The organism is Candidatus Palauibacter sp. (assembly GCF_965216145.1).
In the GTDB taxonomy this organism is placed as follows: Bacteria; Gemmatimonadota; Gemmatimonadetes; order Palauibacterales; family Palauibacteraceae; genus Palauibacter.
In genome coordinates, this window is record NZ_OZ244149.1 from 717,453 (window position 1) to 739,523 (window position 22,071).

The window sequence follows — 22,071 nt, forward strand, 5'->3', positions numbered from 1 at the left end:
GGTTGAGCGGTGCGGGTCCGCCGCCGCGGGCCATCCCCTCTCACACCTTCCGGAGGAGGCCAGCATGGACCGAAGAACGTTCGTTCAAGCCGGGCTGGCGGGCGCAGGAATGGCCGGACTGGGCCGCGCCCTCGACCTGGAGGCCTCGACCGGAAGCGCCGGGGCAGCCGATCTCCGTCTCTCCGCCGAAGCCGAAGGGGATGTCGTCGTCGTCAAGGACGTGCCGGTCCCCATGCGCGACGGCCTCGAACTCATGACGGACTTCTACCTGCCCGCCGAGAACGGGGAGCCGCTGGAGCAGCGACTTCCCGCCGTCCTCGCGAGGACCCCCTACGACAAGATGCGCCCGATCTCGATCGAGCACGCGATGTTCTTCGCGCGCAACGGATACGTCTCGGTGGTCCAGGATTGCCGGGGCCGATTCACCTCGCCGGGGGACTTCTTCCCCTTCGTGCAGGAACCGGAGGACGGGTACGACACGGTCGAATGGGTCGCGCGACACCCCTCCTGTGACGGCCAAGTCGGGACGTACGGCGTGTCCTACCAGGCGTGGGTCCAGTTCGAGACCGCCACGCTGAACCCGCCCAGCCTCAAAACGATGATCCCGTACGAGGGGCCGACGAACGCCTACACCTACAGCATGAAGTGCGGCGGCGCCCTGGGTCTGGGGCTGCTGCAGTGGATCCTCTCCGTCGCGTCGAACGGGAACGAGGCGCGGGCGAACCCGCAGATCACCGAGGCGATCAATGAGATGCGCACGGGTCAGACGTTCCTCGACTGGGCCTCGCGCATCCCGTGGCGGCGCGGCGAGACGCCGCTCAGCCTCGCCCCCACCTACGAGGAAGCCGCCTTCCAGCTCTACTTCGAGAATTACGACTACAGCGACTTCTGGCGGCAGCCGGGGCTGGGGATGGACGAGCACTTCGAGTCGTACCCGGACATGCCCATCCTGTGGGTCGTGGGCTGGTTCGACTGGTACCCGCGCACGATCAGCGATGGGTACCAGGCGATGGTGCGCATGGGACGCGAGAACCAGCACATCCTCATCGGCCCCTGGACCCACAACAACTTCGCGTCGTCGATCGGGGAGGTGAACTTCGGCGAACAGGGTGCCCGCATCCGCACCTATCCCGACTACCTGAACCTCGAACTGCGGTGGTTCGACCGCTGGCTGAAGGGCGATGAGAGCGCCGACGTGTGGGCGCCCGCGAAGTACTTCATCATGGGCGGGGGCGACGGGCGGCGGGCCGAGAGCGGCCGCATCAACCAGGGCGGCGAGTGGCGCTACGAGGAGAGCTGGCCCCCGGCCTCGGTACGGGAGACGGCGTTCTATCTTCACGAGGGAGGCGCGCTCTCGGCGGAGCAGCCTGCCGCGCGTACGTCATCGACGACCTACACGTACGACCCGCGCAACACGGTTTCCAGCAACGGCCGCTGCATCGTAGCCTACGGCCCGGCGCTCGAGTTCGGCTTCCAGGGGATGGGCCCGCGCGACCAGATCGAGATGGAGACGCTGCCCGGCCACGGCATCCCCGGCATGCCGATCGCCTCCCGTCCGGACGTGCTCGTGTTCCAGACCGCACCGCTCTCTGCGGAGCTGACGATCGCGGGGAATATCACCGCCATCCTCCACGTCTCATCCGACGCGCCGGACACCGACTTCTACGTGAAGCTTCTCGACGTCCATCCGAGCAGTCCCGACTATCCGGGCGGGTACGCGTTTCCGGTCTCCGAGGGCATCCTTCGGGCGCGCTACCGGGAGGGGTTCGAACAGTCGCGGCTCATGGAGGAGGGGGAGGTGTATCGGCTCGAGTTCCCGCTCGAGCCCTCGGCGAACCTGTTCAGGGCAGGGCACCGGATTCGCGTGGATGTCTACAGCAGCAGCTTCCCCAACTTCGACATCAACCGGAACACGGGGGATCCGCGGGACCGGAAGTGGCGCGTCGCGAACAACACGGTTCATCACGACGCGGTACGCGCGTCCTACGTGTCGCTGCCCCTCCTGCCCTGACGAAACCGGCGCCCTGAAGGACGCGACGCCTCAAATCCGAATTGCGCCGCGGCGGTTGTCGTGTCGCATTCCTGCCTCCTCGGGTTGAACTCCCACGACTCGTGCGCGCGTGGTAAAAAGCCGCGCTCTCGATGGGTATATGGCAGGGGGTGGCAGGACGTTACATCGCATCACCCAATTGGGGGGGGACAAGGGCTAGCGAGAGCCCTGCAGGGTTCCCGCGGCCCAGTCGAGCGCGAATCGCCTCCGAGGGGGTCATGCCGAGTTCGACCAGCCCTTCGATCGCGAGGACCTTGCCTAGGCGTCACTCGATCAACTCCCCCAACAAGAAGACCCGTAGCTCCGCTAAGTCTTGCAAGGCAGCCTTGATGCGTCGGTCAGCCGTGGCTTTTTCTGCTAGGTCGAGTTCGTCCAAGTCGGGGAACACCGCCACGAGCTCTTCCAGGATCTTGGAAGATGACTCGCCGCCAAACAGGACCGGTAAAGCCTCGCTGAACACTGCCTCCGGAGTACTCTCAAGACCGTGCGACACTGCCCATACGCCCAGCAGCTGCTCTTCCAGTCGAGGCAACGCCCGATACCACTGAAGCCATTCGCTTGTCCCAGTGGGGCCCGCACCTAACCCAGAAATGAACGCCGCCAGCTGCGTCCTAAGTTCGGGGTCAAGGCTCGTCAGGCGGCGGAAGGAGGTGGCTCCTCGCTGTTGGGGGTGGATGAGGGGCGGTAGAGTGGCGGGGCCGGGCGGCGGTGGCCGCCGGTGCCCGAGCGGGTCCGTGACGTGCCCGGTGGTCTCCGGGGCCGGCCGGGGCGGCGGAGGGACTCGGAGCGGCCGGGCGGGACGGCGGCATGGCGGAGCGGGGACTGTTCGAGCGGGCGCTGGGGCTGGAGTGGCCGTGGCGGGTGGAGCGGACGGAGTTCGACGCGGCCGAGCGCCGCCTGGACCTGCACTTGGACTTCGAGGCGGGCGGGACGTTCGCGTGCCCCTCGTGCGGGCGCGGGGGCTGCAAGGCGCACGACGCGAGCGGGAAGCGCTGGCGGCACCTGGACTTCTTCCAGCACCGGGCCTACCTGCACGCGCGGGTGCCGCGGGTGAGGTGCCCGGCGTGCGGCGTGAAGCAGGCGAAGGTGCCGTGGTCGGAGCCCGGCAGCGGCTTCACGCTGTGGTTCGAGGCGCTGGTGGTGGCGCTGGCGCGGGAGATGCCGGTGCGGGCGGTGGCCCGGCTTGGTGGGCGAGCACGACACGCGGCTGTGGCGGCTGCTGAAGCGCCGCGTGGGGGAGGCCCGGGCGGATGTGGACTTCTCCGGCGTGCGCGCGGTGGCCGTGGACGAGACGGCGTGCCGGCGGGGCCACGACTACATCACGCTGTTCGCGGATCTGGACCGTTCGCGGCTTCTGTACGCGACGCCGGGGCGCGACGCTCCGGTCATGCACCGCTTCCGGGAGGACCTCGAGGCGCACGGGGGGCACGCCGGGCAGATCCGGGACCTCTGCATGGACATGTCCGCGGCCTACATGAAGGGGGCGCGGGAGGCGTTCCCGGAGGCCGGGATCACCTTTGACCGCTTCCACGTCCAGCGGCTCATGAACCGGGCGGTCGACGAGGTGAGGCGGCAAGAGCGCAAGGAGCGTCCCGAGCTGAACCGCACCCGCTATCTGTGGCTCAAGAGGCGGAGCAAGCTCACCGCCTCTCAGCGGCGGTGGCTCGGCGAACTGCTCGATCCGTCGCGGCGGGGACTGAAGACGGCCCTCGCCTACCGGATCAAGCTCGCCTTCGAGACGTTCTGGGACCTCCCGCCCCGGCTGGCGGCGACCTATCTCGAGAAGTGGTGCTCGTGGGCCGCCGAAAGCGGCCTCCAGCCCGTCATCGACGCGGCGAAGACCATCGGGAAGCACTGGGACGGCATCCTCCTCTGGTTCCGCTCCCGGATCAGCAACGGCATGATCGAGGGCATCAACTCGCTCGTCCAGGCCGCCAAGGCCAGGGCCCGCGGCTACCGGACCACCGAGAACTTCATCACCATCGCCTATCTCGTGTGCGGCAAACTCAACTTCAAACTACCCACTTGAAACAGCGAGGAACCAAGGAGGTTAGGTTGTATGTGACGGCTTGAGCTTTCTTGTCGCAAATGAGACGCCAGAGCCGAGTGATCAAATCCGCGATTTCAGCTTTGATCGGTTCCGAGTCGGTATCATCCCTCACCTCCCGCAGTCGGTCGAGCCGTTCACTGATGTAGTGAGCCAACCACTCCTCCAGCAGCCCGGTTTCTCCGCCTAGCGTCTGGATGATGTCGCAAGCCCGCTCTCGAACACTCGTGCTATTCATTCGAAGTCCGAGAGCAGGAAGATCTCGCTCCTGCCGAGCTCGTACGCGTCATCAGAAGTCCTGTGGTTCGCTGACTTGTTCCTCGATATCGTCACCTTCACGATCACGTCACAGGCAGTATGCTCTCTTAGCCTTGTCACGGCGTCGCACCTCAACAGGAGGCGATTTCCTCTCGCTCCAGTCCCATGTTCTCCATATCGAGCCCGCTCGTGCCACGCTTCGAGACGCGCGGCCACCCTCCCAGAAACGTCGCGCCACGACGAACCGAGCGGGTCCCGCACCAGTCCGAGGCTCTCCACGGGCTCAGGAGCTAGGAAGTTCAGTCGCCGAGAACCAGCCGGCCACTTTGGATCGAAACCGTGGAATGGAAGTTCCTGCTCCCACTGGATCGCCAGCGGACGAAGCTGAAATAGAGGACCTTCATCGACGCGCTCATCATTCCCGGTATCCGCCTCCCGCAAGGACACCTCGGTATCTGTCTGCAGCTCATGCAGCACGCCCGCGTACGAGACCTTGATTTCCGGAAGAGAATACCTGTCGGATGACCGAAGCAGATCAGCCAGCGAGCACGCCGTTTGGGCACTCACGAGCGAAGAGGATATACTGACAAAAAAGTCGCGGTCAAGAAACGTGCCCGCCCAATCTCCGGCGATGACGAACCAGTCTGGGGTGTCGGCGTCCGCAAGAAGTAGACGGCGGTATCGTGTTGGGTCTCGGTTTGCCTGCCATTCTTCTACGGGCGTTTCAAAATGACCGTAGCTTTCCGGGCTCAGCGGGGGGAGGCCCAGCAGACGGCTGGGCAAGCACGGATCGGCTGATCGTGCATAACGCATCCGATCCTCCCAGTGGCTACGAGACCAACCTTCCTCCCAGACCACAGGCTCCGCGTCGATGAGCTCCCCGGCCGCGAGGAACATTCCGTGACGCTCGGCGTACGTACGTAGTGTCTCCACTGCAGGTGCGTCCCCGTGGTCGTTCATGGTCTCCCTCCAATCATACGTGTGCGGATCTTCTTGACGGTCGCTGGTGCAAGCCTCGTCTGTCAGGCCCCATTCGTCGACGATCCAGCGATAGGCTCTCTCCGCAATGTGGCAGCGATGCATGCCGAAACACCGGGCCATCGGGGAGAACCAATACGGCATCGTGTCCATGGAGTTAAACCTGAACACCTTTCCAGGACGGGACGGCCACCTGGGTTCTGGATATGGGATCCCGCCAGATCCGAGGTCGTCCCTGCGAATGAAAGACAGCGGTTCATTCACCGGTCGTAGACGCTCTAGTGTCGCGGGATCTACGCTGCCAGGGAATGCCTTTTCCGTAAGTGTGACGATCTGCTTCGCATGGTACCGCAGCTTGGCATGGGGAAGACTCTGGTCTAGTGCATGCTGGGCGATATTAGAAATATGTGCTACTAGGAACTCCGGTCGCACCAGAGCGACGTGATTGAGGACAAAATACAGCCACTCTCTGCGTGTCAACCAACGGGCGTGCTCTTTTGTGAGCAGTTCGCCGACGAGAAACCGAACCACCTCGTTGGGCGATCCATGAATCATGCCAACCAACGTATACACCGCCCGCCAGCGCGTGTCCTGTCGCGGGTGCCCGAGTAGGTCTGTGATGAATTTGAGCAGCAGTCCGCTGATCGTTTCAGTTGGGGAGCTTGACGCAGAGCTCAGTCGCTTCTTATCTGGAATGCGGGCCCAGGTGGCTTCCAGCAAGGAATCAGCACTGCCGGAGACGATCCTGGCGGGCAGCAATTCCGAGAGCCGCACAACCCATTGATGAAGCGCCCGCTCAGGAAGTTGCGAGAGTGCCTGCCCCAATTTTTCGGTAAGGACCGCAAAGAGTTCCACATCCGAATTTGGCCACGCCGACCGGAGAGTTTCCCAGGCGCCGGGGTCGTATCGGTTTGGGAGCCAGCGAAGCGCACGCGGGGTTAGCAGGTTGCCCAGAGTTTCACTGACCGCCGCACAGGCTGTGACGGTGCCCGCTCGTGCCGAGACCACCGCAACCGCAGAGAATGTCTCGATGGGCCATCGGTCGTTCGACCACGTCTCTACGACACCTAGAAGGCGCGACATCTCGGAATACGGAAGAGACGCCGACAGGCGTTCCACGACTTCTATGATCTCATCCGCCGAAATTCTACGGAGGTCCCTAGGCGCGAAGCTCTCGAGAGCTTGAAGCGCCTCCTCTGCCGACTCGGGAAGCGGATCGAGAGATGAACTTGGCGACGATCGACTCCACGGCGATTCTTCTTCGGGTTCGACGTCCGTTATGCTCCTAAGCCACTCACCGAAGCGGACGGCCACTTGAACCCCTTCGTGCGACCCGAGTCCCAAGGGAATCGCCCAGGTTTTCAGCTCGTCTATCGCCGTCACACATCCGACATCATTCCATGGCCAAAGGACTCTTGCCGTGTAGGCACTCACAGCCTCATCACGCGACTGCGAGTGTTCCATTTGCTCGATGGCTGCGCGAAGTAACATCTTCCCGGACGTGTCACTCGTCAGCTCTGCAAGCGGCCACACGAGTTCGGGCGCGTGATTCATTTGCAGCAGCCCGTCCCCTAGTGATACAGCTGCCTTGCGAGCGTCGAACACTGCTCGCCGTTCCCAATCAGCGGCCTTTAAGAAGGCTGACGGCGGATCGACTTGTACGAGAAGCTCCAGTGCCTCCCCCAGGTTGATTTGTCGCTCCTCCACTTCAACTCGGTGCAAGTACTCCAGAACCTCAGCCAGAAGGCGTACCTGATCCGCACTTCCGCTGTCTCCCTGCACCGCTCGCCGGCACACCGCAAGCAAGGCATACCCCCGCTCCGACGCGGCCCAATCAAGGTCACCCGTAAGGAGTCGGGCATTCGCGAAGAGATCCGCGGCCAAGTCGGCATCGAACTCCTGTGTTATTGGATATAATTCAAGCAACAAATCAGCTGCATCTCGGCTGCTCGAATCCGGCGGTCGGACGACTTGAAGGGCTCGTAATACGGTCTCCTCTGCTAGACGCCAGTAGTTTCCGTCTCTTGCAAACACCGTTGCTAGTGACGCGTAGGGCCATGCAGTTGGGGAAATCTTCGTCTGCGCCTTCTCTAACATGTCTCGGATGACTTCTACAGGCTGAGACGTAGCGATCATCGCTTCCACTAACCACGCTACGACTTGGAAATCTCCCAACCCGCGGTGGCGCCTACGTTGGTTGCGCCAGACTTCTAGGCAAGTGTCGATTTCCTTTCCAAGGTCTGCGATTTCGCGCGAGATCCACGCTCGGGCCCGACACTCAAGCGCTGGGCGTATGGCATCGATCCTAGCTTTCAGGCGACCGTCCAACTCCTTGCCGGGTGCCGGCTCCCCTTTTTCCTCATCTGGCGCCCGCTTCGTGATACCCAACAGCTTGTGGACTGCTCTACAGGTGACGAAATCAATAACCGTTCCATCCCAGGCCCCCCCGGGTGCCGGCGGTTCCCACAATTCCGCCAGCTTCGTCGCTTCTGCCACGCGTCCTGCGGCGAGCAGTTCCTGGACGGCTTTGCCGAGCGGTCGTTGGTAGTTACAGGTGTCGAGCTCCCCCGCACCGATGGCGGAGACCACCGTCTCGACAGCATTACGTGTCGCCCCGTTACTCGCTCTAGACTCACGCAACACGCTCAAGTATCCAAGCAGTGCGAACGTTCTCAGGTCAGTATCAAGCCCCGCTTCGTTGATCTCGTCTACGATGTCTGCTTCACGTGTCGCTGATGCTTTCGCTACCACCCTCGCGAACTCCGCGTGCGCGGGTGGTGTCCAGCGTGCCAACTCCTGCAGCGCCGTTCCGATCCCCCTCGTCTCGCTCGCAATCCCCGCTAGAATCCCTACCGCAACTCGCGAAAGGCCCTCACCCCGTTCAGGCCCACGCTGCCTGAGAAGGTGTACGCCTTTACACGCCAATGTTCTAATCCGTGGATCCGCACCGTTACGCGAGAGCGCGCCAGCCACCTTCAAATACCTCAGCCCGACGTCACCCGCTTCCTCGTTCCTCAAGACCTCGAGCAACGGGTCAAGGAATCCCTCCGCACTTGCGACGTCCGCATGTTCCGCCAGCACTTCCAGAAACGCGTCGCGTCCCTGAATCAAGTCTGCAGCAACGGATAACAACCGCAGAACAGCGGCGCCCGACCTCGTCATTCCAGCCGCCAGCAAGCAGTAACGGACGTCGCCCAACACGTCCTCCTCATGTGGGCGGGCTTGCTCCCTCCTCACCACGAGGCGATCGTCATCCAACCACCAATCAAGCAGCTCTTGCGGCCGCCCCGCGATAAACGTATGCCGCGAGTAGTTCGTACGTGCGTACCTGTCCAACTCGAACTCCGCTCGACAGAAATCCGCCAGCCGCTCCCGAGCCCAACCCTTTTCTGCCACACTAAACTCACGGGCAAAGCTCAAGAAATCCTCGTTACGCCAGCCCACCCTTCCATCGTTGTGGATGCGAATACCAAAAGACAGTTGCTCAAGAGTCGTCCGAACCTCCGCCACGGGCCGCGCAAGAATTCTCGAAAGCGTCTCGACGCTGACGAGTTGCGTGGCTTCACGAAGAGTGGCGACTAGTCGTATATCAGCAGAACTAGTAAGTCTTCTTCGGCACTCAACGCCATAAGATTCAACAGCCGTATCCCTAGCATATGTCTCAACGAACTCCAAAGGATCATTGGGGCTCTCGCGGACGAGTGCCCTTGCGAGATCCGTAAGCAAGCGAGGCGTTCCCCCGGTGCTTTCGATGATTCGCTGCAGGAGGGTGTTCGAGACATCGCCGAGAATCCGCGAAAGGCATTCGATCGACTCGCTCTCGGTGAAACCAGACAAGCCTAAACTTACTAGAGTGTCGGGAACAGCGAGCGCGGGAATGTTCTCCGTTCGGGCCGTTAGGAGGACGGTGCAGTTCTCCGGCCAAGGAGTGCGCAAGACGGATGGCACGAAGAGGGTGTGCTTTTCCGGTGGAACCCCCTCGGCCGCCTCGACGGCGTTGTCAACCGCATCAAATGCAATTGCGAGGCGTTTGCCAGAGTCTGCAGCGATCTCGGCAGCCCGATGCACCGCTGTGCGAAATTGCTCCATGAGGTGCACATAGCTCAGCCGTGTCGTAGCTCGAACACCGGTCTTGAGAACCGCATCGAGTTCGTTCGCAATCTGTGTAAAGCAAGTTGTCGCCGGAAAACGCTCTTGGCCAGCGGCCACGCCTTCCCCATCTCCGAAACAATCGTATATGACCAACGCTACATCATCTTGATAGTCTCGAGCAACGAGTTGCAGGCAACTTGTCTTGCCTACTCCAGCATCTCCGTGTAACAACAGAAGTCGATTGTCCTCCTCGATCAATTTCTGAGCAACACGCTGAGCGTCCCTCGTCGAAAGATAATCATCCGGAGAGTCGAGTCTTGGCGGCGCTGGCCAGAAATCGATTTGCCGGAGCCCGAGCGCCTCGAGGACGTCCAACGGTCCCATCCTCGTCTTACGATATGTAACAGCGTGCTCCTGCACGAATGCAATTAATCGTTGTAGATCCCCCGGTCCCTGCGACGTGAGCTGGTCCACAGCGGCAAGGACCTGGGTCTCGGCACGAATGAGCGTACCGTTTTCGAAGGTCGTCAGATCCCAGCTTCGGATCATGGCGGCGAACCGCTCCCAACTGAGGTTCGAACGGGCTTGCAGGGCAGCGATATAAGTGTCTCCCGCTAGTCTCAGGACTTTGCCCGCCTCTTGGTCCGGGAGCTCGCCAATGCGCATCTGTGCTTCACAGAGAGCTAGGGACAGCTTAGGCGCTATGGGCTGGTTGGTCACTAGACAGAGGCGGATTCCACTCCCGTCCTCGCCCCGCGCGGTGTACAGGGTGTTGAACGATGTAGAGAGCTTCCGGATCACCGATGAGCCCGGGCGACGCTGGTCAGCGGTAAGTCTCGAAACCGTCCAACTCGATTGCGGACGAGAGGGACTGTATTTGACTTGAACGATAGAGACCGCGGTCGCGTTCTCGGCTGTGTAGCCCCCAAGGTACTCAGTGTGGTCCACTCCCAAGAGCGCTTCGGGATCCGGGGGATCAACGTTATCGGTGAACGTGAGGCCCTCCATCTCGATGACTTGGAGAGGCTCGCTTGGCGAGAGCATGTCGATTAGCCGTCGGGCGACGTAAACGAAGTGATATCGGTCGCCAGCGTTTGAAGGAAGTGCTCCAGATGGCATTCTGTATCTAAACCAGAGGTTAGCGGACCCCGTCGAGGGTGCCCGCGGCCCAGTCGAGGGCGATCGGGTTCGTGGGGAGCGCGTCGGTGTCGATGATGCGGCCGCCCTTGATGACCATCGAGAGGCGCCGGATGTTCGAGATGTCGGCGAGCGGGTCCGCGTCGAGGACGACGATGTCCGCCGCCTTCCCCGCCTCGAGCGTGCCGTACTCGTCGAGCGCCTTGCTCGCGAGGGCGCCGTTCCTGGTGGCCGCGACGATCGCCTCCGAGGGCGTCATCCCGAGTTCGACCAGCCCCTCGATGGCGAAGATCGTGCCCTGGCCCGGCAGCTGGTGCTCCATGTTCTCGGGCTCCTCGCGCAGGAAGTCCGCCGCCACGCCGCCGCGCCCGAACAGGGTGTTGTCCGTCCCGACCGTGACGATGCAGCCCGCCTCGATCAGCTTCTTCGCGTTCGTCCGCTTGGTGGTCCAGCGCCCCTCCATCACCGATCCCGGCTGCGGGAGTCCGGTGTCCTGCACGCGGCGGCGGATTTCGGCCGTCGTTGGGGGGATGCGCCGCTGGCGCTCCCGAGCCTGGGCCTCGGCGAGGTCCTCCCGCGCGCGCTCCATGTTGCGAACGTGGAACTGCCAGCTGGGGCCCGTGAACTGGTTGATGAGCATCGAGCACACGATGTCGCGCTCGACGATGAGGTCGACGAGTTCATCGGTGATCGTGCGGTTTCCGACGTTGTCCGGGTGTTGGATGAGGTCGATGCCCGCGAGGACGGAGAGGCGGAGGCCTTCCAGGCTCGTCGCGTGGGTCTCGGCCACCAGCCCGCGCCGGTGGGTCTCCTCGACGATCACGCGCTGGGCGCGCGGCGAGAAGGCGATCGGCGCCGGATAGTTGAAGTGATGCGTGGCGCCGTACTTGATGAAGTCGGGTCCGTGGTCGAGGTAGGCGTTGATCGCGACCCGCAACTCGTCGGGCGTCATGTGGATCATCTCTTCGCCGCTTCCGAGCGTGACCTCGTCGTTCATCTGCTCGGCGAAGAAGCTTATCTCCGACTCGGGGAGCCCCGCGAACGTCTCCGAGGCGGGTCCGCCCCAGCCCACGATGTTGCCGGCGAGGTAGGTGCGGGGGCCGATCTCCTCGCCGGCGTCGATCTTCTTCTTGACCCGCTGCATGGGACGCAGCACGCCGTAGCTGTCCCGCACGGACGTCACCCCGTGCTTGAGGTGGAGCTGCAGTCCCTGGAGGATGATCTGCTCGTGGTGCGGCCAGTACGCCGCATGTTCCTCGACCCGCGCGCCGCGCCCGAAGGCGAGCGACATGTGGACGTTGGTGTCCACGAACCCGGGCGTGACGAACTTGCCGCTCCCGTCGATGACCTCGGCGCCGGCGGGAACCGCTACTGAAGCGGCGGGACCCACGGCGAGGATCCGGTCGCCTTCGATGATGAGGGTCCCGTCCGCGAGCGGCGCCCCCCCGTTTCCGTCGATGATCGTCGCCCCGACGATCGCGAGGAGTGGGGAGTCCTGCTGTGGGGTTGCCGAAGCTGGCCAGATCGGAAGGAGCACAGCCGCGAAGGCGCCCACGCGCACCAAGGTCTTCGCTGGCATTCGGGAGTGCCCGCTACGACTTGACGTCATACGCCTCGTCACACGTCGCGACGCGTGCCCTCTTGAGTGGCACATGCTGTGGAGTTCGAGCCCTCCGCCCACTCGCGCGGCGCCTTCCTTGATGGTCATTCCAGGATAACTCCTCATGCTGCATAGTCTTCTGCCATATCCGCCAACACATCAAGGAATGTTGCTGTCTCCTCCATGACTCGCATCAGGTTGGCCAGATCCAGTTCCCTTTGGCCACGGGAGGTCATCCATCGTTCGTCAGACTCGGGTTGCATGGGTAAAATGGTGCGCGGTTCGCCCGCTCGGAACAGAGTGGGGCTTCGGGACGCCGCAACGTATCGCTCCTTTGGAAGCTACGATATCGACCCGATCCCCCGGAACGACGATGCCGCAGACATCGACGTTGGGCGCGTCGACACGGTGCCGCCGCCACAGTGGGAGTCCGGTCAGAATCGGTGCTGGTAAGAACCTGCGAGGCGTACCAAGGCCGACGAGTAATCCCGTCGCGCCTCCGTCGAGTCGACCCAGCCGAAGCTGTACGGCTCGCAATTCGTCGCTCCGAATCGAAGGATGAGGAATTCATCAAACGCAGGCTTGGCCTCGTCCAGCCGCAAGATTGCCGCGGGGGCTTCGTGGATGGGATGAGGTCCAGTTGAAACTGCTTCAGGAGCTTCATCCCTGCCCGCGTGGCTGGACCGGACTACTCCAAGTGGACATCCGCGACGGCAGGTTCAGCAAGCGAGGGCTCACCTGTCCGGTCGTGGATCCGATTTGCCGCCGTCTCAAAGTAACCCGGATCAATCTCCACCCCGATCGAGTTTCTGCCGGTATCGATTGCCGCGATCGAGGTCGTTCCCGTTCCCAGGAAGGGATCCAGGACCGTATCTCCCGCGAACGAAAACATCCTGATCAGCCGCGTGGCAAGCTCGACAGGATACGGAGCAGGGTGGCCCGCGGTCGAGGCTCCGGGGATGTCGGCCCATATGGTGCGGCACCAAGTCTGCACCTCGTCGCGCGTCAGCATGGACAAGGCCTTCTGCAACGGCGAGGGCGAACGGTACTGGCCGCCCTTCCGAAAGAACAGAATGTACTCCACGTCGTTCTTCACAACGGCTCCCGGCTGGTACGGCTTTCCGTAGTATCCCGCTCCGTTGCCGCTGGCTTCCATGACGGCGTTTGCGATCTTGTACCAATGAATCGGAGTCAGGTTGTCGAGCCCGAGCCTGCGAACGCGCACCTGGATGTCGGCGTGGAGCGGCATGACCAGATGGCGCCCCGCCACCCGGCGCGGAATGCACACGTCACCAACCACGCACACGACCCGTCCGCCGGGAACCAGAACCCGTGCGCAGTGCCTCCAAACCGCGTCGAGTTCGTCCAGGAAGGCTTCGTAGTCCTGGACGGCCCCTAGCTGGCTGTCATGCTCGTTGTACTTCTTGAGCGTCCAGTACGGCGGCGACGTGACTACAAGATGCACGCTTTCGTCGGCAATCCAGTCGAGTTCTCGTGCGTCGCCCAGGTGGAGCCGGTGTCGGGTGCGGTCGAAGGGGGGTGGCCAACGGCGATTGCGGAGGTGCCGGTTCAGGGTCTGGAGGGCCCGCAGTGCCTCTGGAGTATTGTCGCCGCGGGGCAGTTCCGCGAGTGCCGCTTCGATGGCGGCATCGTCGAGCGCGGCACCCAGCGTGGCCGCCCTGTCAGCGCTCCCAACCCCTTCGAGAACCTCGAGTTCTTGCTGCTGAGTCAACGACGTACCCCCGTCCACGCTCGTCCCATCCGCTGGCATTAGGATAATTGCGTCCGCCCTCTCCGGCCATGACGACGCCAGCCGGCTTCGCCGCCTGCTGGTGCCGATCCCATCCCATTCTGCCCGTTGACCTCAAGAGATCCTCATCGACGGGGGATGATGCGCACGCAACCGTGGGGTGCGGCAAACGCGGAGGACCCGGGTGCCAACGATCGAAGGCCGGCGCATTGGGTCCGGTCAGAAGGTTGTCGTGCTTCAGCTTGTGGAAAATCGGGGCGGCGAGATTTGAACTCGCGACCTCCTGAACCCCATTCAGGCGCGCTACCGGGCTGCGCCACGCCCCGACGTGGACCGAGAAGCTAGCCGATCCCGTGACCGGGTCAAGCGCGGAACGGAGGTGCGCACCGCGGTTCTCCTCACCTCTTTCTATGTTGCCGCCCTTGAGTATGGTAGTATATACTCACATGAGTCGTGGTTGAGTGGTCCCACCCGTGGGAGGAGGATGACGGTGGCGAGCTACCGGTTACAGGTGCTGATCTCCGGATCTCTCGAGAACCGCCTCGCAAAGGCGGCGCGGCGGGCGCGCAGCTCCAGGGGCGCCTGGGTGCGTCGGGCGATCGAAGAGCGTCTCGAGCGGGAGTCGGGAGGCTTGCCTCGCGATCCCCTCGCGGCCCTGCGGGAACTCGACGCTCCCACGGCCGACATCGACGTGATGATCGCCGAAATCGAAGCCGGCCGATCGTGAAGGTCTTTGTCGACTCCAACATCCCGATGTACGTCGCGGGGGCGGATCATCCCAACCGGTATCCCTCCATACGGTTTCTGGAAGAAGCGCAGGACGATGGACTCGAGCTGTGCACGAGTACCGAGGTCCTGCAGGAGATCCTGTACCGTTATGCGGGGCTGGGCAGGGGCGAGCTGGGCGCCAGAGTGTACGACCTCTTCGTCGCCCTCATGCCCGAGGTCTTCGACGTCACGCTGGCCGACACCGACCTGGCGAAGACGATCCTGCTCTCGCACGCGGGGATATCGGCGCGGGATGCCGTCCACGCGGGCGTCATGATCAATCGGGAAGCCCGGGTCATCGCGACCTTCGACCGGGGCTTCGACGACATCGACGGGATTACGCGTCTCGAACCCGGACGCTCCTGAGACGCCCTGATCGCAGGCCTCGAACCAATTCTGGTCCCGTCGCACTTGCATCCATATATTTGGATTTATGGATATGACGATGGTGGGTGCGACGACGCGGGAGATGCTCTCGCGGTTCGAATCCCTCGGGGATGAGAACCGGTTGCGGATCCTCACGCTGCTTGAGCGGCACGAGTTCACGGTGTCCGAACTGGTATCCGTCCTCCAGCTTCCCCAGTCGACCGTCTCACGGCACCTGCGGGTGCTCGCGGACGACGGTTGGGTGCGGCGGCGGCAGGATGGGAAGACGCGCTACTACCGCCTGGAGGGGGCGCTCGAACCGGGGGCCCGGGAGCTGTGGCGGCTCACGGCGGAGAGCCTCTCGGACGCCGTCTGGATCGCGGAGGATGGCGAACGCGCGGCGAGTGTACTCGCCCGGCGCCGGGAACGCGCGGCGGCGTTCTTCTCGGAGACCGCCGGGGGCTGGGATGCGCTACGCGACGACCTGTTCGGCCGCGACACCCGGTTCGCGCCGATGTTCGGACTGCTCGACCCGGAGTGGGTGGTCGGAGACCTGGGCGCGGGGACGGGGACGCTCGCCGATATGATCGCGCCGTTCGTGAAGCGGGTCATCGCGGTCGACCGGTCGCCGGAGATGCTGGAGGCGGCGGCGGTGCGGCTGGGTCGGCACGACAACGTCGACTTGCGGGAAGGAGAACTGGAGACACTCCCGCTCGGCGACGACGAACTCGACGTCGCGGTGCTGATGCTCGTCCTCCACTTCGCGGTGGACCCCGGACGGGTGCTGGCCGAAGCGGCCCGAGTCCTCGCTCCGGGCGGGAGACTCGTCGTGCTCGACATGCGCGCGCACGGGCGAGAGGAATACCGGGAGACCATGGGCCACCTGTGGCCCGGCTTCAGCGAAGATCGGATGCGCGGGTGGATGGCGGCTGCGGATCTGGACGCCTACCGCCACATTCCGCTCGCACCGGACCCGAACGCGTCGGGCCCCATGCTGTTCGCGGGGACGGCCCGTAAGCCGAGCGAGCCGAGCACTACCACGGGCAGACTCTATATCTGAAACTGCAGACCCGAAGGAGATAGAAGATGGAAGGCGCCCTGCTGCACCACATGATTGATACCACCCCCGCGGCGGCTGCCGCTTCCGGGCCCGTCGCGGACCGTCCCCGCTTCAAGGTTGCGGACCTGGGCCTGGCGGAGTGGGGCCGCAAGGAGATCCGCCTCGCCGAGCACGAGATGCCCGGACTGATGTCGGTGCGGACCGAGTACCGCGACGCGCAGCCGCTGGCGGGCCGGAAGGTGATGGGCTCGCTGCACATGACCGTGCAGACGGCGGTTCTCATCGAGACGCTGGCCGATCTGGGGGCGGATGTGCGCTGGGTCTCGTGCAACATCTTCTCGACCCAGGATCACGCCGCCGCGGCCGCCGCCTTGGGTCCGGACGGGACGCCGGAGGACCCGCGCGGGATTCCCGTCTTCGCCTGGAAGGGCGAGACGCTCGAGGAGTACTGGTGGTGCACGCGGCAGGCGCTCCTGTGGCCGGACGGCTCCGGTCCGGACCTCATCGTGGACGATGGCGGCGATGCCACGCTTCTCATCCACCGGGGTCTCGAGTTCGAGGAGGCGGGGGAGATTCCGGCCTTCGATCCCGAGACCGAGCCGGAGGAGTGGGGCGTCATCCTGCAGACTCTGCGCGACATCGCCGCGGCCGACCCCGATCGCTGGGGGCGCACGGCTCCCGCCATTGAGGGCGTCTCCGAGGAGACGACGACCGGCGTGCACCGCCTGTACGAGATGGCGGAGGCGGGGACCCTTCTCTTCCCCGCCATCAACGTGAACGACTCGGTGACGAAGTCGAAGTTCGACAACATCTACGGGTGCCGTCATTCGGTCATCGATGGGCTGAACCGCGCGTCCGATGTCATGATCTCGGGCAAGACCGCGGTGGTGTGCGGGTACGGGGAGGTCGGCAAGGGATGCGCGCAGGCGCTCAAGGGTCAGGGCGCGCACGTGGTGGTGACCGAGATCGATCCCATCTGCGCGCTCCAGGCCGCGATGGAGGGCTTCCAGGTGCGAACCCTCGAGGACGTGATCGACACGGCGGACATCTTCATCACGGCCACGGGGAACCGAGACGTCATCACCTTCGATCACATGGCGCGCATGAAGGACAAGGCGATCGTCGGCAACATCGGCCACTTCGACAACGAGATCGACATGGCCGGGCTCGCGAGGGGCGGCGTGACCCGGAACAACATCAAGCCGCAGTACGACGAGTTCGTGTTCGAGGACGGCCATTCGGTGCTGATTCTTTCGGAGGGACGCCTGCTCAACCTCGGGAACGCGACGGGGCACCCGAGTTTCGTGATGAGTGCGAGCTTCACCAATCAGGTTCTGGCGCAGATCGAACTGGCGCGAAATCATGGAGCCTATGAGCGGCAGGTCTACATGCTGCCGAAACACCTGGACGAGAAGGTGGCGCGGCTGCATCTGGACCACTTGGGTGCGCGTCTGACGGAACTCACGCAGACGCAGGCGGACTACATCGGCGTGTCGCCCCAGGGCCCGTTCAAGCCGGACCACTACCGCTACTAGGCGGGAGACGGCGCCTCCGCGGCGGCGGCCACGGTCGGGCCGTCTATGGCACCGGCGCGTGCGCCTGGCGTTCCAGAGCCCGCTCGAAGCTGACGAGACGGCGAATCAGCGCGTTGTAGCGGGAGTGGGCGTCCCCCGGGTGTTCGGCGCCGACCGCGAGATAGAGTTCGATTTCGGGGGTGTGCGCCAGCGGCGGCGACGCGGGGATGTCGAGTCCCGCGGCTCGCATCCGGGACGATCCCACGGAAACGAGCAGGGCTTCCACGGTCGGTTCGCCGCGCTTCAGGGCTTCAATGCCCGCGGCAACCAGGTCGGCGCCGGGCAGATCGGCGGGGATCTTCATGGGCCGATCGCGCTCACCGCGCGAAGCACTCTGTCACGGAAACTGGCGGGATCGATGGCCGGATAACGCAGCAGCGACGATTCAATGGACTCGAAGAGTTCGAGGAGCCGCGCTGCCCGGATCAGGCCACGACTGCCCATCGCCTCGAAGACTCCGGTCGGCTCCGGGTCGAGTTTCAGGTCGACATCCACCGTGGTCTCCCGCCAACCGACGAGTACGGCGGAGCTGCCGCCGACCAGGTAGATCCGTCCGGGACTCCGCGCCGCGCGGCCCAAGCGCCGCATCAGCTTCCGAACCTTATCGGCGCCGGCGGGCGGGCGCGTGGCCGTGGGAACATTCATATTCGCAGGGGCGACCTTGTCGGAATGGTTGGATACGCTCGTTGCCGCCCGCTGGAGTCAAGGCTTCACCGGCGTGTGCCGCTCACGCCGGAAAAGATGGGCGTTTCGGTAGGTGCGGCCAAGCCGACGGCGCCGGTGATGGTCTCGGCATCCGGGCGGCGACGCGTTCCCGACGGGGCATCCGAGCTTCGTGATGAGCGCGAGCTTCACGAACCAGGTGCTGGCGCAGATCGAACTGGCGCCGAATCATGACACCTACGAACAACAGGTCTACATGCTGCCCAAGCACCTGGACGAGAAGGTCGCGCGGCTGCATCCGGATCACCTCGGCGCGCGCCCGACGGAACTGACGGAGGCGCAGGCGGACTACACCGGCGTACCGAAGGACGGTCCGTTCAAGCCGGACCGCTCCGCTATTAACGACCGAACGGCCGGGGCCCCGCCGACTGGTGGCGCGGGCCCCGGAGACAGCCCCGGGAGGCACCTTTGAGGCCGACGGAGTCCGGCGGTTCGAGCTTGCGGCTGCTTCCGGCCCTGATTCTCGCCGCGGGGTGCGGCGGTGGAGACAACCCCGGCGTCATGCGGCCCCCGCCGGGTCCTCCCCCACCTCCGGCGCCGGTTCCCACCACGGTTTCGGTCACGCCCCCGACGGCGAGCCTCACGGCGCTGGGTCGCACGGTCCAGTTGACGGCAGAGGTGCGCGATCAGGGCGGCCAGGTGCTGACCGGCGTGACGGTTACGTGGTCGTCAACCAACGCTTCCGTGGCGACGGTGGCGGCGAACGGGCTGGTGACCGCGGTCGGGCGCGGGATCGCGACCATTACCGCGGCGGCGGGAAACGCGACGGGATCGGCGCGCGTGACGGTGGAGCAGGCGGCCGCGCGCGTCACGGTTGACCCTCCTGCGCTCGACTTCGACGCGCTGGGAGACACCATGCGGGCGACCGCCACGGCATTGGACGAAGATGAGCATCCGATTCCGATGCCGGCGGTGACCTGGGCATCCGACGACGCGGCTGTTGCGACCGTGGACTCGACCGGGCTGGTGACCGCGACCGGAGAGGGCACCGCGACGATCACGGCCACCGTCGGGACGGCGAGCGGCGAGGCGCAGGTCGAGGTGGAGCAGGTGCCGGATTCGATGGAGGTCGCGAGCCCCGGGAGTGCCCTCGCCATCGGGGATTCGATGCAGTTCACGGCAACGGTCTTCGACGGGAACGGGCACCCGGTGGGCGGCCTGACTTTCGAGTGGTCGTCAAGCGATCCAGCCATCGCGACGGTCGACGAGCGGGGCTGGGCCATGGGCATCGCGGAGGGGTCCGCCGACATCACCGCCGTAGCCGGCGAACTGACTGCCTCGAAGACCCTGGCGGTCCAGGGCGAGGCGGACCTGATGCGCGGCGCGCTCATCGCCCTCTACGAGAGCACCGATGGTCCGAACTGGAGGCAGAACGAGAACTGGCTCTCGGACGCGCCGCTGGCGGACTGGCATGGCGTCTCCACGGACGCCGAAGGCCGCGTGACTCAACTGTCGCTGGTCGACAACGGACTCCGAGGGACGATCCCGCCTCGGATCGGCAACCTGAGAGCCCTGCGGTCGTTGTGGCTCTATTCGAACGAATTGAGCGGGCTCATTCCGCCGGACATCGGGAGTCTGGGGCGGCTGGTATATCTGGGCCTCTCATCGAACGACCTGAGCGGGCCGATCCCGCCGGAGCTCGGCCAGTTGACCAGCCTGACCACCCTGTGGCTTTCCTATAATGATCTGAGCGGGCCCATTCCGCCCGAACTCGGGAACCTCGCGAGCCTCGAGACGGCGTGGCTCTACAACAACCGCTTGAGCGGACCGATTCCCCCGGACCTCGGGAACCTCGGGAAGCTCACGGATCTGCAGTTCCACGCCAACGAGCTGAGCGGGCCGATCCCGGGCGAACTCGGTGATCTGACGGGCCTCACCAAGCTGTACCTGTATCAGAACCGACTCGGCGGTCCGATTCCGCCCGAACTCGGCAACCTGTCGAACCTCACCGAACTGCAGCTCCACGAGAATCGGCTGCGGGGACCGATTCCCGCGGAAATCGGGAAGCTGACGAAGCTCACCAAGCTGCATCTGAACGACAACGCGGGTCTGTCCGGGCTGCTGCCCCTGGAGCTCGCGGGGCTCGGGAGTCTGACCGATCTCCTTCTCGAGGGGACGGGCCTGTGCGCCGCCAATGATCCGGACTTTCGAGGCTGGCTGGCGGGGCTGGCCGTGGCCGAGGTCGCGCTCTGCCGGCAGGGGGGCGCTCCCTTCTATCTCATCCAGGCGGTTCAGTCGCTGGAGAACCCTGTCCCGCTGGTGGCGGGTGAGGATGCGCTGTTGCGCGTGTTCCCGTTTGCGGTGCAATCCACCGGCGAGCGGATCCCTCCCGTGCGAGCGACCTTCTACGACCAGGGGTCGCTGGTCCACGAGATGGAGATACCGGCGGGATCGGCGGTGCTTCCGACGGAGTTCGCCGACGGTCCGCTGGAGGAATCGGCCAACGGTCTGGTCCCGGGCTCGGTGTTGCAGCCGGGGGTGGAGATGGTGATCGAGGTGGATCCGGACACTACGGTCACCCTGAGCCTCGGCGTGCACGAGCGGATTCCCGAGACGGGGCGGCTCGCGCTCGAGGTGCATGAGATGCCGCCGCTGAACCTGACGGTGGTGCCGTACCTGTGGCGGTCGGAGCCCGACACGGCGTTCGCTCGCCAGGTGGGCGAGTTGACCCCGGAGCACGAGACGCTGTGGGAGACCCGGAACCTGCTGCCCGTCGGCGACCTCGACCTAAGGACTCACGAACCGGTATGGACGGACCTGGACCCGATCTTCGAGAACAGCATGGCGCTGCTGCGCGAGGTGGAAGCGCTGCGATTGATGGAGGGTTCGTCTCGCCGCTACATGGGAATGCTCCGGGATGGGGGCGGGCAGGGGTTCATACCGGGCCGGGCCACGGTATCCGAACTCGTCGGGGAGACGATGGCGCACGAGTTGGGGCACAACATGTCGCTCCTCCACGCACCGTGCGCGGTGACCCAGGTCGTGGATCCGAGGTATCCGCATGAGCGCGGGGCGATCGGTGCGCGGGGCTACGACATGCGCGACAGCAGCCTGATCGCGCCGACGACCGCCGACCTGATGGGCTATTGTCGCCCGCGCTGGATCAGCGACTACCACTTCACGAAGGCGGCGGAGCACCGGCTGAGGGCCAACGCTTCGGCGAACCGGGTCGCCGCCGGGGCGACAAGGACGCTGTTGCTCTGGGGCGGCGTGGAAGACGGACGGCTGGTCCTGGATCCCTCGTTCCTGGTGAACGCAGCGCCGCGACTGCCCGCGGAGGGCGGCCCCTACCGGCTGGAGGGGCGCGACGGTAACGGGAACGTGCTGTTCTCGGTCGGGTTCGACATGCCCGCGCTGTTGGACGGGGATCCGGGCGACAAGGCGTTCGTGTTCGCGCTGCCGGCGCCGGGTGGATGGGACGATCTGGCGAGCATCACGCTGAGCGGGCCGGAGGGCACGGTTTCGGTCGACCGCGAGGGGGAGCGTGCGATGGGGCTGCTGATCGACGACGCTACGGGGGCGGTGCGGGGGTTCCTGCGCGACGTGGTGGGGGCGGACGGAGCGGACGGGATGGAGCCGCCCGCACCGGGTCTGCGGATGCGGGTCAGCCGCGGCGTGCCGGGGCTGGAGGCCTGGCGGCGTTAGTTGGCACTCCGAGCCAACGCCCA

General features: G+C 64.7%; 12 protein-coding genes, 1 tRNA gene and 2 pseudogenes. 8 read left to right on the forward strand and 7 right to left on the reverse strand.

From position 1 onward, the window contains the following. Positions 1 to 64: 64 nt before the first annotated feature. On the forward strand, positions 65 to 2,011 hold the full coding sequence (locus ACOOHF_RS03095) for a CocE/NonD family hydrolase (RefSeq protein ID WP_420463330.1): 1,947 nt from the start codon (positions 65 to 67) through the stop codon (positions 2,009 to 2,011). A gap of 304 nt (positions 2,012 to 2,315) precedes the next feature. On the opposite strand, the gene ACOOHF_RS03100 is transcribed toward ACOOHF_RS03095, so the two are convergent. Then, positions 2,316 to 2,582 (reverse strand): hypothetical protein, encoded by a 267-nt coding sequence (locus ACOOHF_RS03100; RefSeq protein WP_420463331.1) that lies wholly within the window; start codon positions 2,580 to 2,582, stop codon positions 2,316 to 2,318. A gap of 275 nt (positions 2,583 to 2,857) precedes the next feature. Here ACOOHF_RS03100 and ACOOHF_RS03105 point away from each other — a divergent pair. Further along, positions 2,858 to 4,079: pseudogene (locus ACOOHF_RS03105) on the forward strand (ISL3 family transposase). A 252-nt stretch (positions 4,080 to 4,331) separates the two neighbouring features. Here the strand turns inward: ACOOHF_RS03105 and ACOOHF_RS03110 are convergent. The 4 genes from ACOOHF_RS03110 to ACOOHF_RS03125 all read right to left on the reverse strand — a co-directional run bounded on the left by ACOOHF_RS03110 (position 4,332) and on the right by ACOOHF_RS03125 (position 14,238). Continuing rightward, positions 4,332 to 10,469: a hypothetical protein gene (locus ACOOHF_RS03110; protein WP_420463332.1), complete on the reverse strand. Its 6,138-nt coding sequence runs from the start codon at positions 10,467 to 10,469 to the stop codon at positions 4,332 to 4,334. A gap of 94 nt (positions 10,470 to 10,563) precedes the next feature. Further along, on the reverse strand, positions 10,564 to 12,141 hold the full coding sequence (locus ACOOHF_RS03115) for an amidohydrolase family protein (RefSeq protein ID WP_420463333.1): 1,578 nt from the start codon (positions 12,139 to 12,141) through the stop codon (positions 10,564 to 10,566). A 709-nt stretch (positions 12,142 to 12,850) separates the two neighbouring features. Further along, complete coding sequence (locus tag ACOOHF_RS03120; protein ID WP_420463334.1) at positions 12,851 to 13,912, reverse strand: DNA-methyltransferase; 1,062 nt, start codon at positions 13,910 to 13,912, stop codon at positions 12,851 to 12,853. A gap of 252 nt (positions 13,913 to 14,164) precedes the next feature. Next, positions 14,165 to 14,238: transfer RNA gene (locus tag ACOOHF_RS03125), tRNA-Pro, on the reverse strand. Between the two features lie 164 nt (positions 14,239 to 14,402). On the opposite strand from ACOOHF_RS03125, the gene ACOOHF_RS03130 reads away from it, so the two are divergent. The 4 genes from ACOOHF_RS03130 (at position 14,403) to ahcY (ending at position 17,641) form a co-directional block, all read left to right on the forward strand. Beyond that, positions 14,403 to 14,639: an antitoxin gene (locus ACOOHF_RS03130; RefSeq protein WP_420463335.1), complete on the forward strand. Its 237-nt coding sequence runs from the start codon at positions 14,403 to 14,405 to the stop codon at positions 14,637 to 14,639. After that, a complete protein-coding gene (locus ACOOHF_RS03135) occupies positions 14,636 to 15,046 on the forward strand; it encodes a type II toxin-antitoxin system VapC family toxin (RefSeq protein WP_420463336.1) in 411 nt (136 codons plus the stop codon). The genes ACOOHF_RS03130 and ACOOHF_RS03135 overlap by 4 nt, the downstream gene beginning before the upstream one ends. A 73-nt stretch (positions 15,047 to 15,119) precedes the next feature. After that, positions 15,120 to 16,106, forward strand: a complete 987-nt coding sequence (locus ACOOHF_RS03140; protein ID WP_420463337.1) for an ArsR/SmtB family transcription factor — start codon at positions 15,120 to 15,122, stop codon at positions 16,104 to 16,106. A gap of 50 nt (positions 16,107 to 16,156) precedes the next feature. Next, positions 16,157 to 17,641, forward strand: a complete 1,485-nt coding sequence (gene ahcY, locus ACOOHF_RS03145) for an adenosylhomocysteinase (RefSeq protein ID WP_420464324.1) — start codon at positions 16,157 to 16,159, stop codon at positions 17,639 to 17,641. Positions 17,642 to 17,684: 43 nt separating this feature from the next. On the opposite strand, the gene ACOOHF_RS03150 is transcribed toward ahcY, so the two are convergent. Further along, positions 17,685 to 17,984 carry a hypothetical protein gene (locus ACOOHF_RS03150; RefSeq protein WP_420463338.1) on the reverse strand — a complete coding sequence of 100 codons (300 nt, stop codon included), beginning with the start codon at positions 17,982 to 17,984 and terminating at the stop codon, positions 17,685 to 17,687. Next, positions 17,981 to 18,175: a hypothetical protein gene (locus ACOOHF_RS03155; protein WP_420463339.1), complete on the reverse strand. Its 195-nt coding sequence runs from the start codon at positions 18,173 to 18,175 to the stop codon at positions 17,981 to 17,983. The genes ACOOHF_RS03150 and ACOOHF_RS03155 overlap by 4 nt, the downstream gene beginning before the upstream one ends. A gap of 322 nt (positions 18,176 to 18,497) precedes the next feature. Here ACOOHF_RS03155 and ACOOHF_RS03160 point away from each other — a divergent pair. Further along, positions 18,498 to 18,731 (forward strand): annotated as a pseudogene (locus ACOOHF_RS03160) (adenosylhomocysteinase); the annotation flags it as partial. Positions 18,732 to 18,811: 80 nt separating this feature from the next. Continuing rightward, the gene (locus ACOOHF_RS03165; protein ID WP_420463340.1) at positions 18,812 to 22,048 is read left to right on the forward strand and encodes an Ig-like domain-containing protein; all 3,237 of its coding nucleotides are present in this window, start codon (positions 18,812 to 18,814) and stop codon (positions 22,046 to 22,048) included. Positions 22,049 to 22,071 lie beyond the last annotated feature (23 nt).

What these genes read in the sequence shown, in the direction of transcription:
- ACOOHF_RS03095 (WP_420463330.1), top strand. Translation starts at nt 65, where the DNA reads ATGGACCGAAGAACGTTCGTTCAAGCCGGGCTGGCGGGCGCAGGAATG.
- ACOOHF_RS03110 (WP_420463332.1), bottom strand. Translation starts at nt 10,469, where the DNA reads ATGCTCTCGCCAAGCGAGCCTCTCCAAGTCATCGAGATGGAGGGCCTC.
- ACOOHF_RS03115 (WP_420463333.1), bottom strand. Translation starts at nt 12,141, where the DNA reads ATGCCAGCGAAGACCTTGGTGCGCGTGGGCGCCTTCGCGGCTGTGCTC.
- ACOOHF_RS03140 (WP_420463337.1), top strand. Translation starts at nt 15,120, where the DNA reads ATGACGATGGTGGGTGCGACGACGCGGGAGATGCTCTCGCGGTTCGAA.
- ahcY (WP_420464324.1), top strand. Translation starts at nt 16,157, where the DNA reads ATGATTGATACCACCCCCGCGGCGGCTGCCGCTTCCGGGCCCGTCGCG.
- ACOOHF_RS03150 (WP_420463338.1), bottom strand. Translation starts at nt 17,984, where the DNA reads ATGAAGATCCCCGCCGATCTGCCCGGCGCCGACCTGGTTGCCGCGGGC.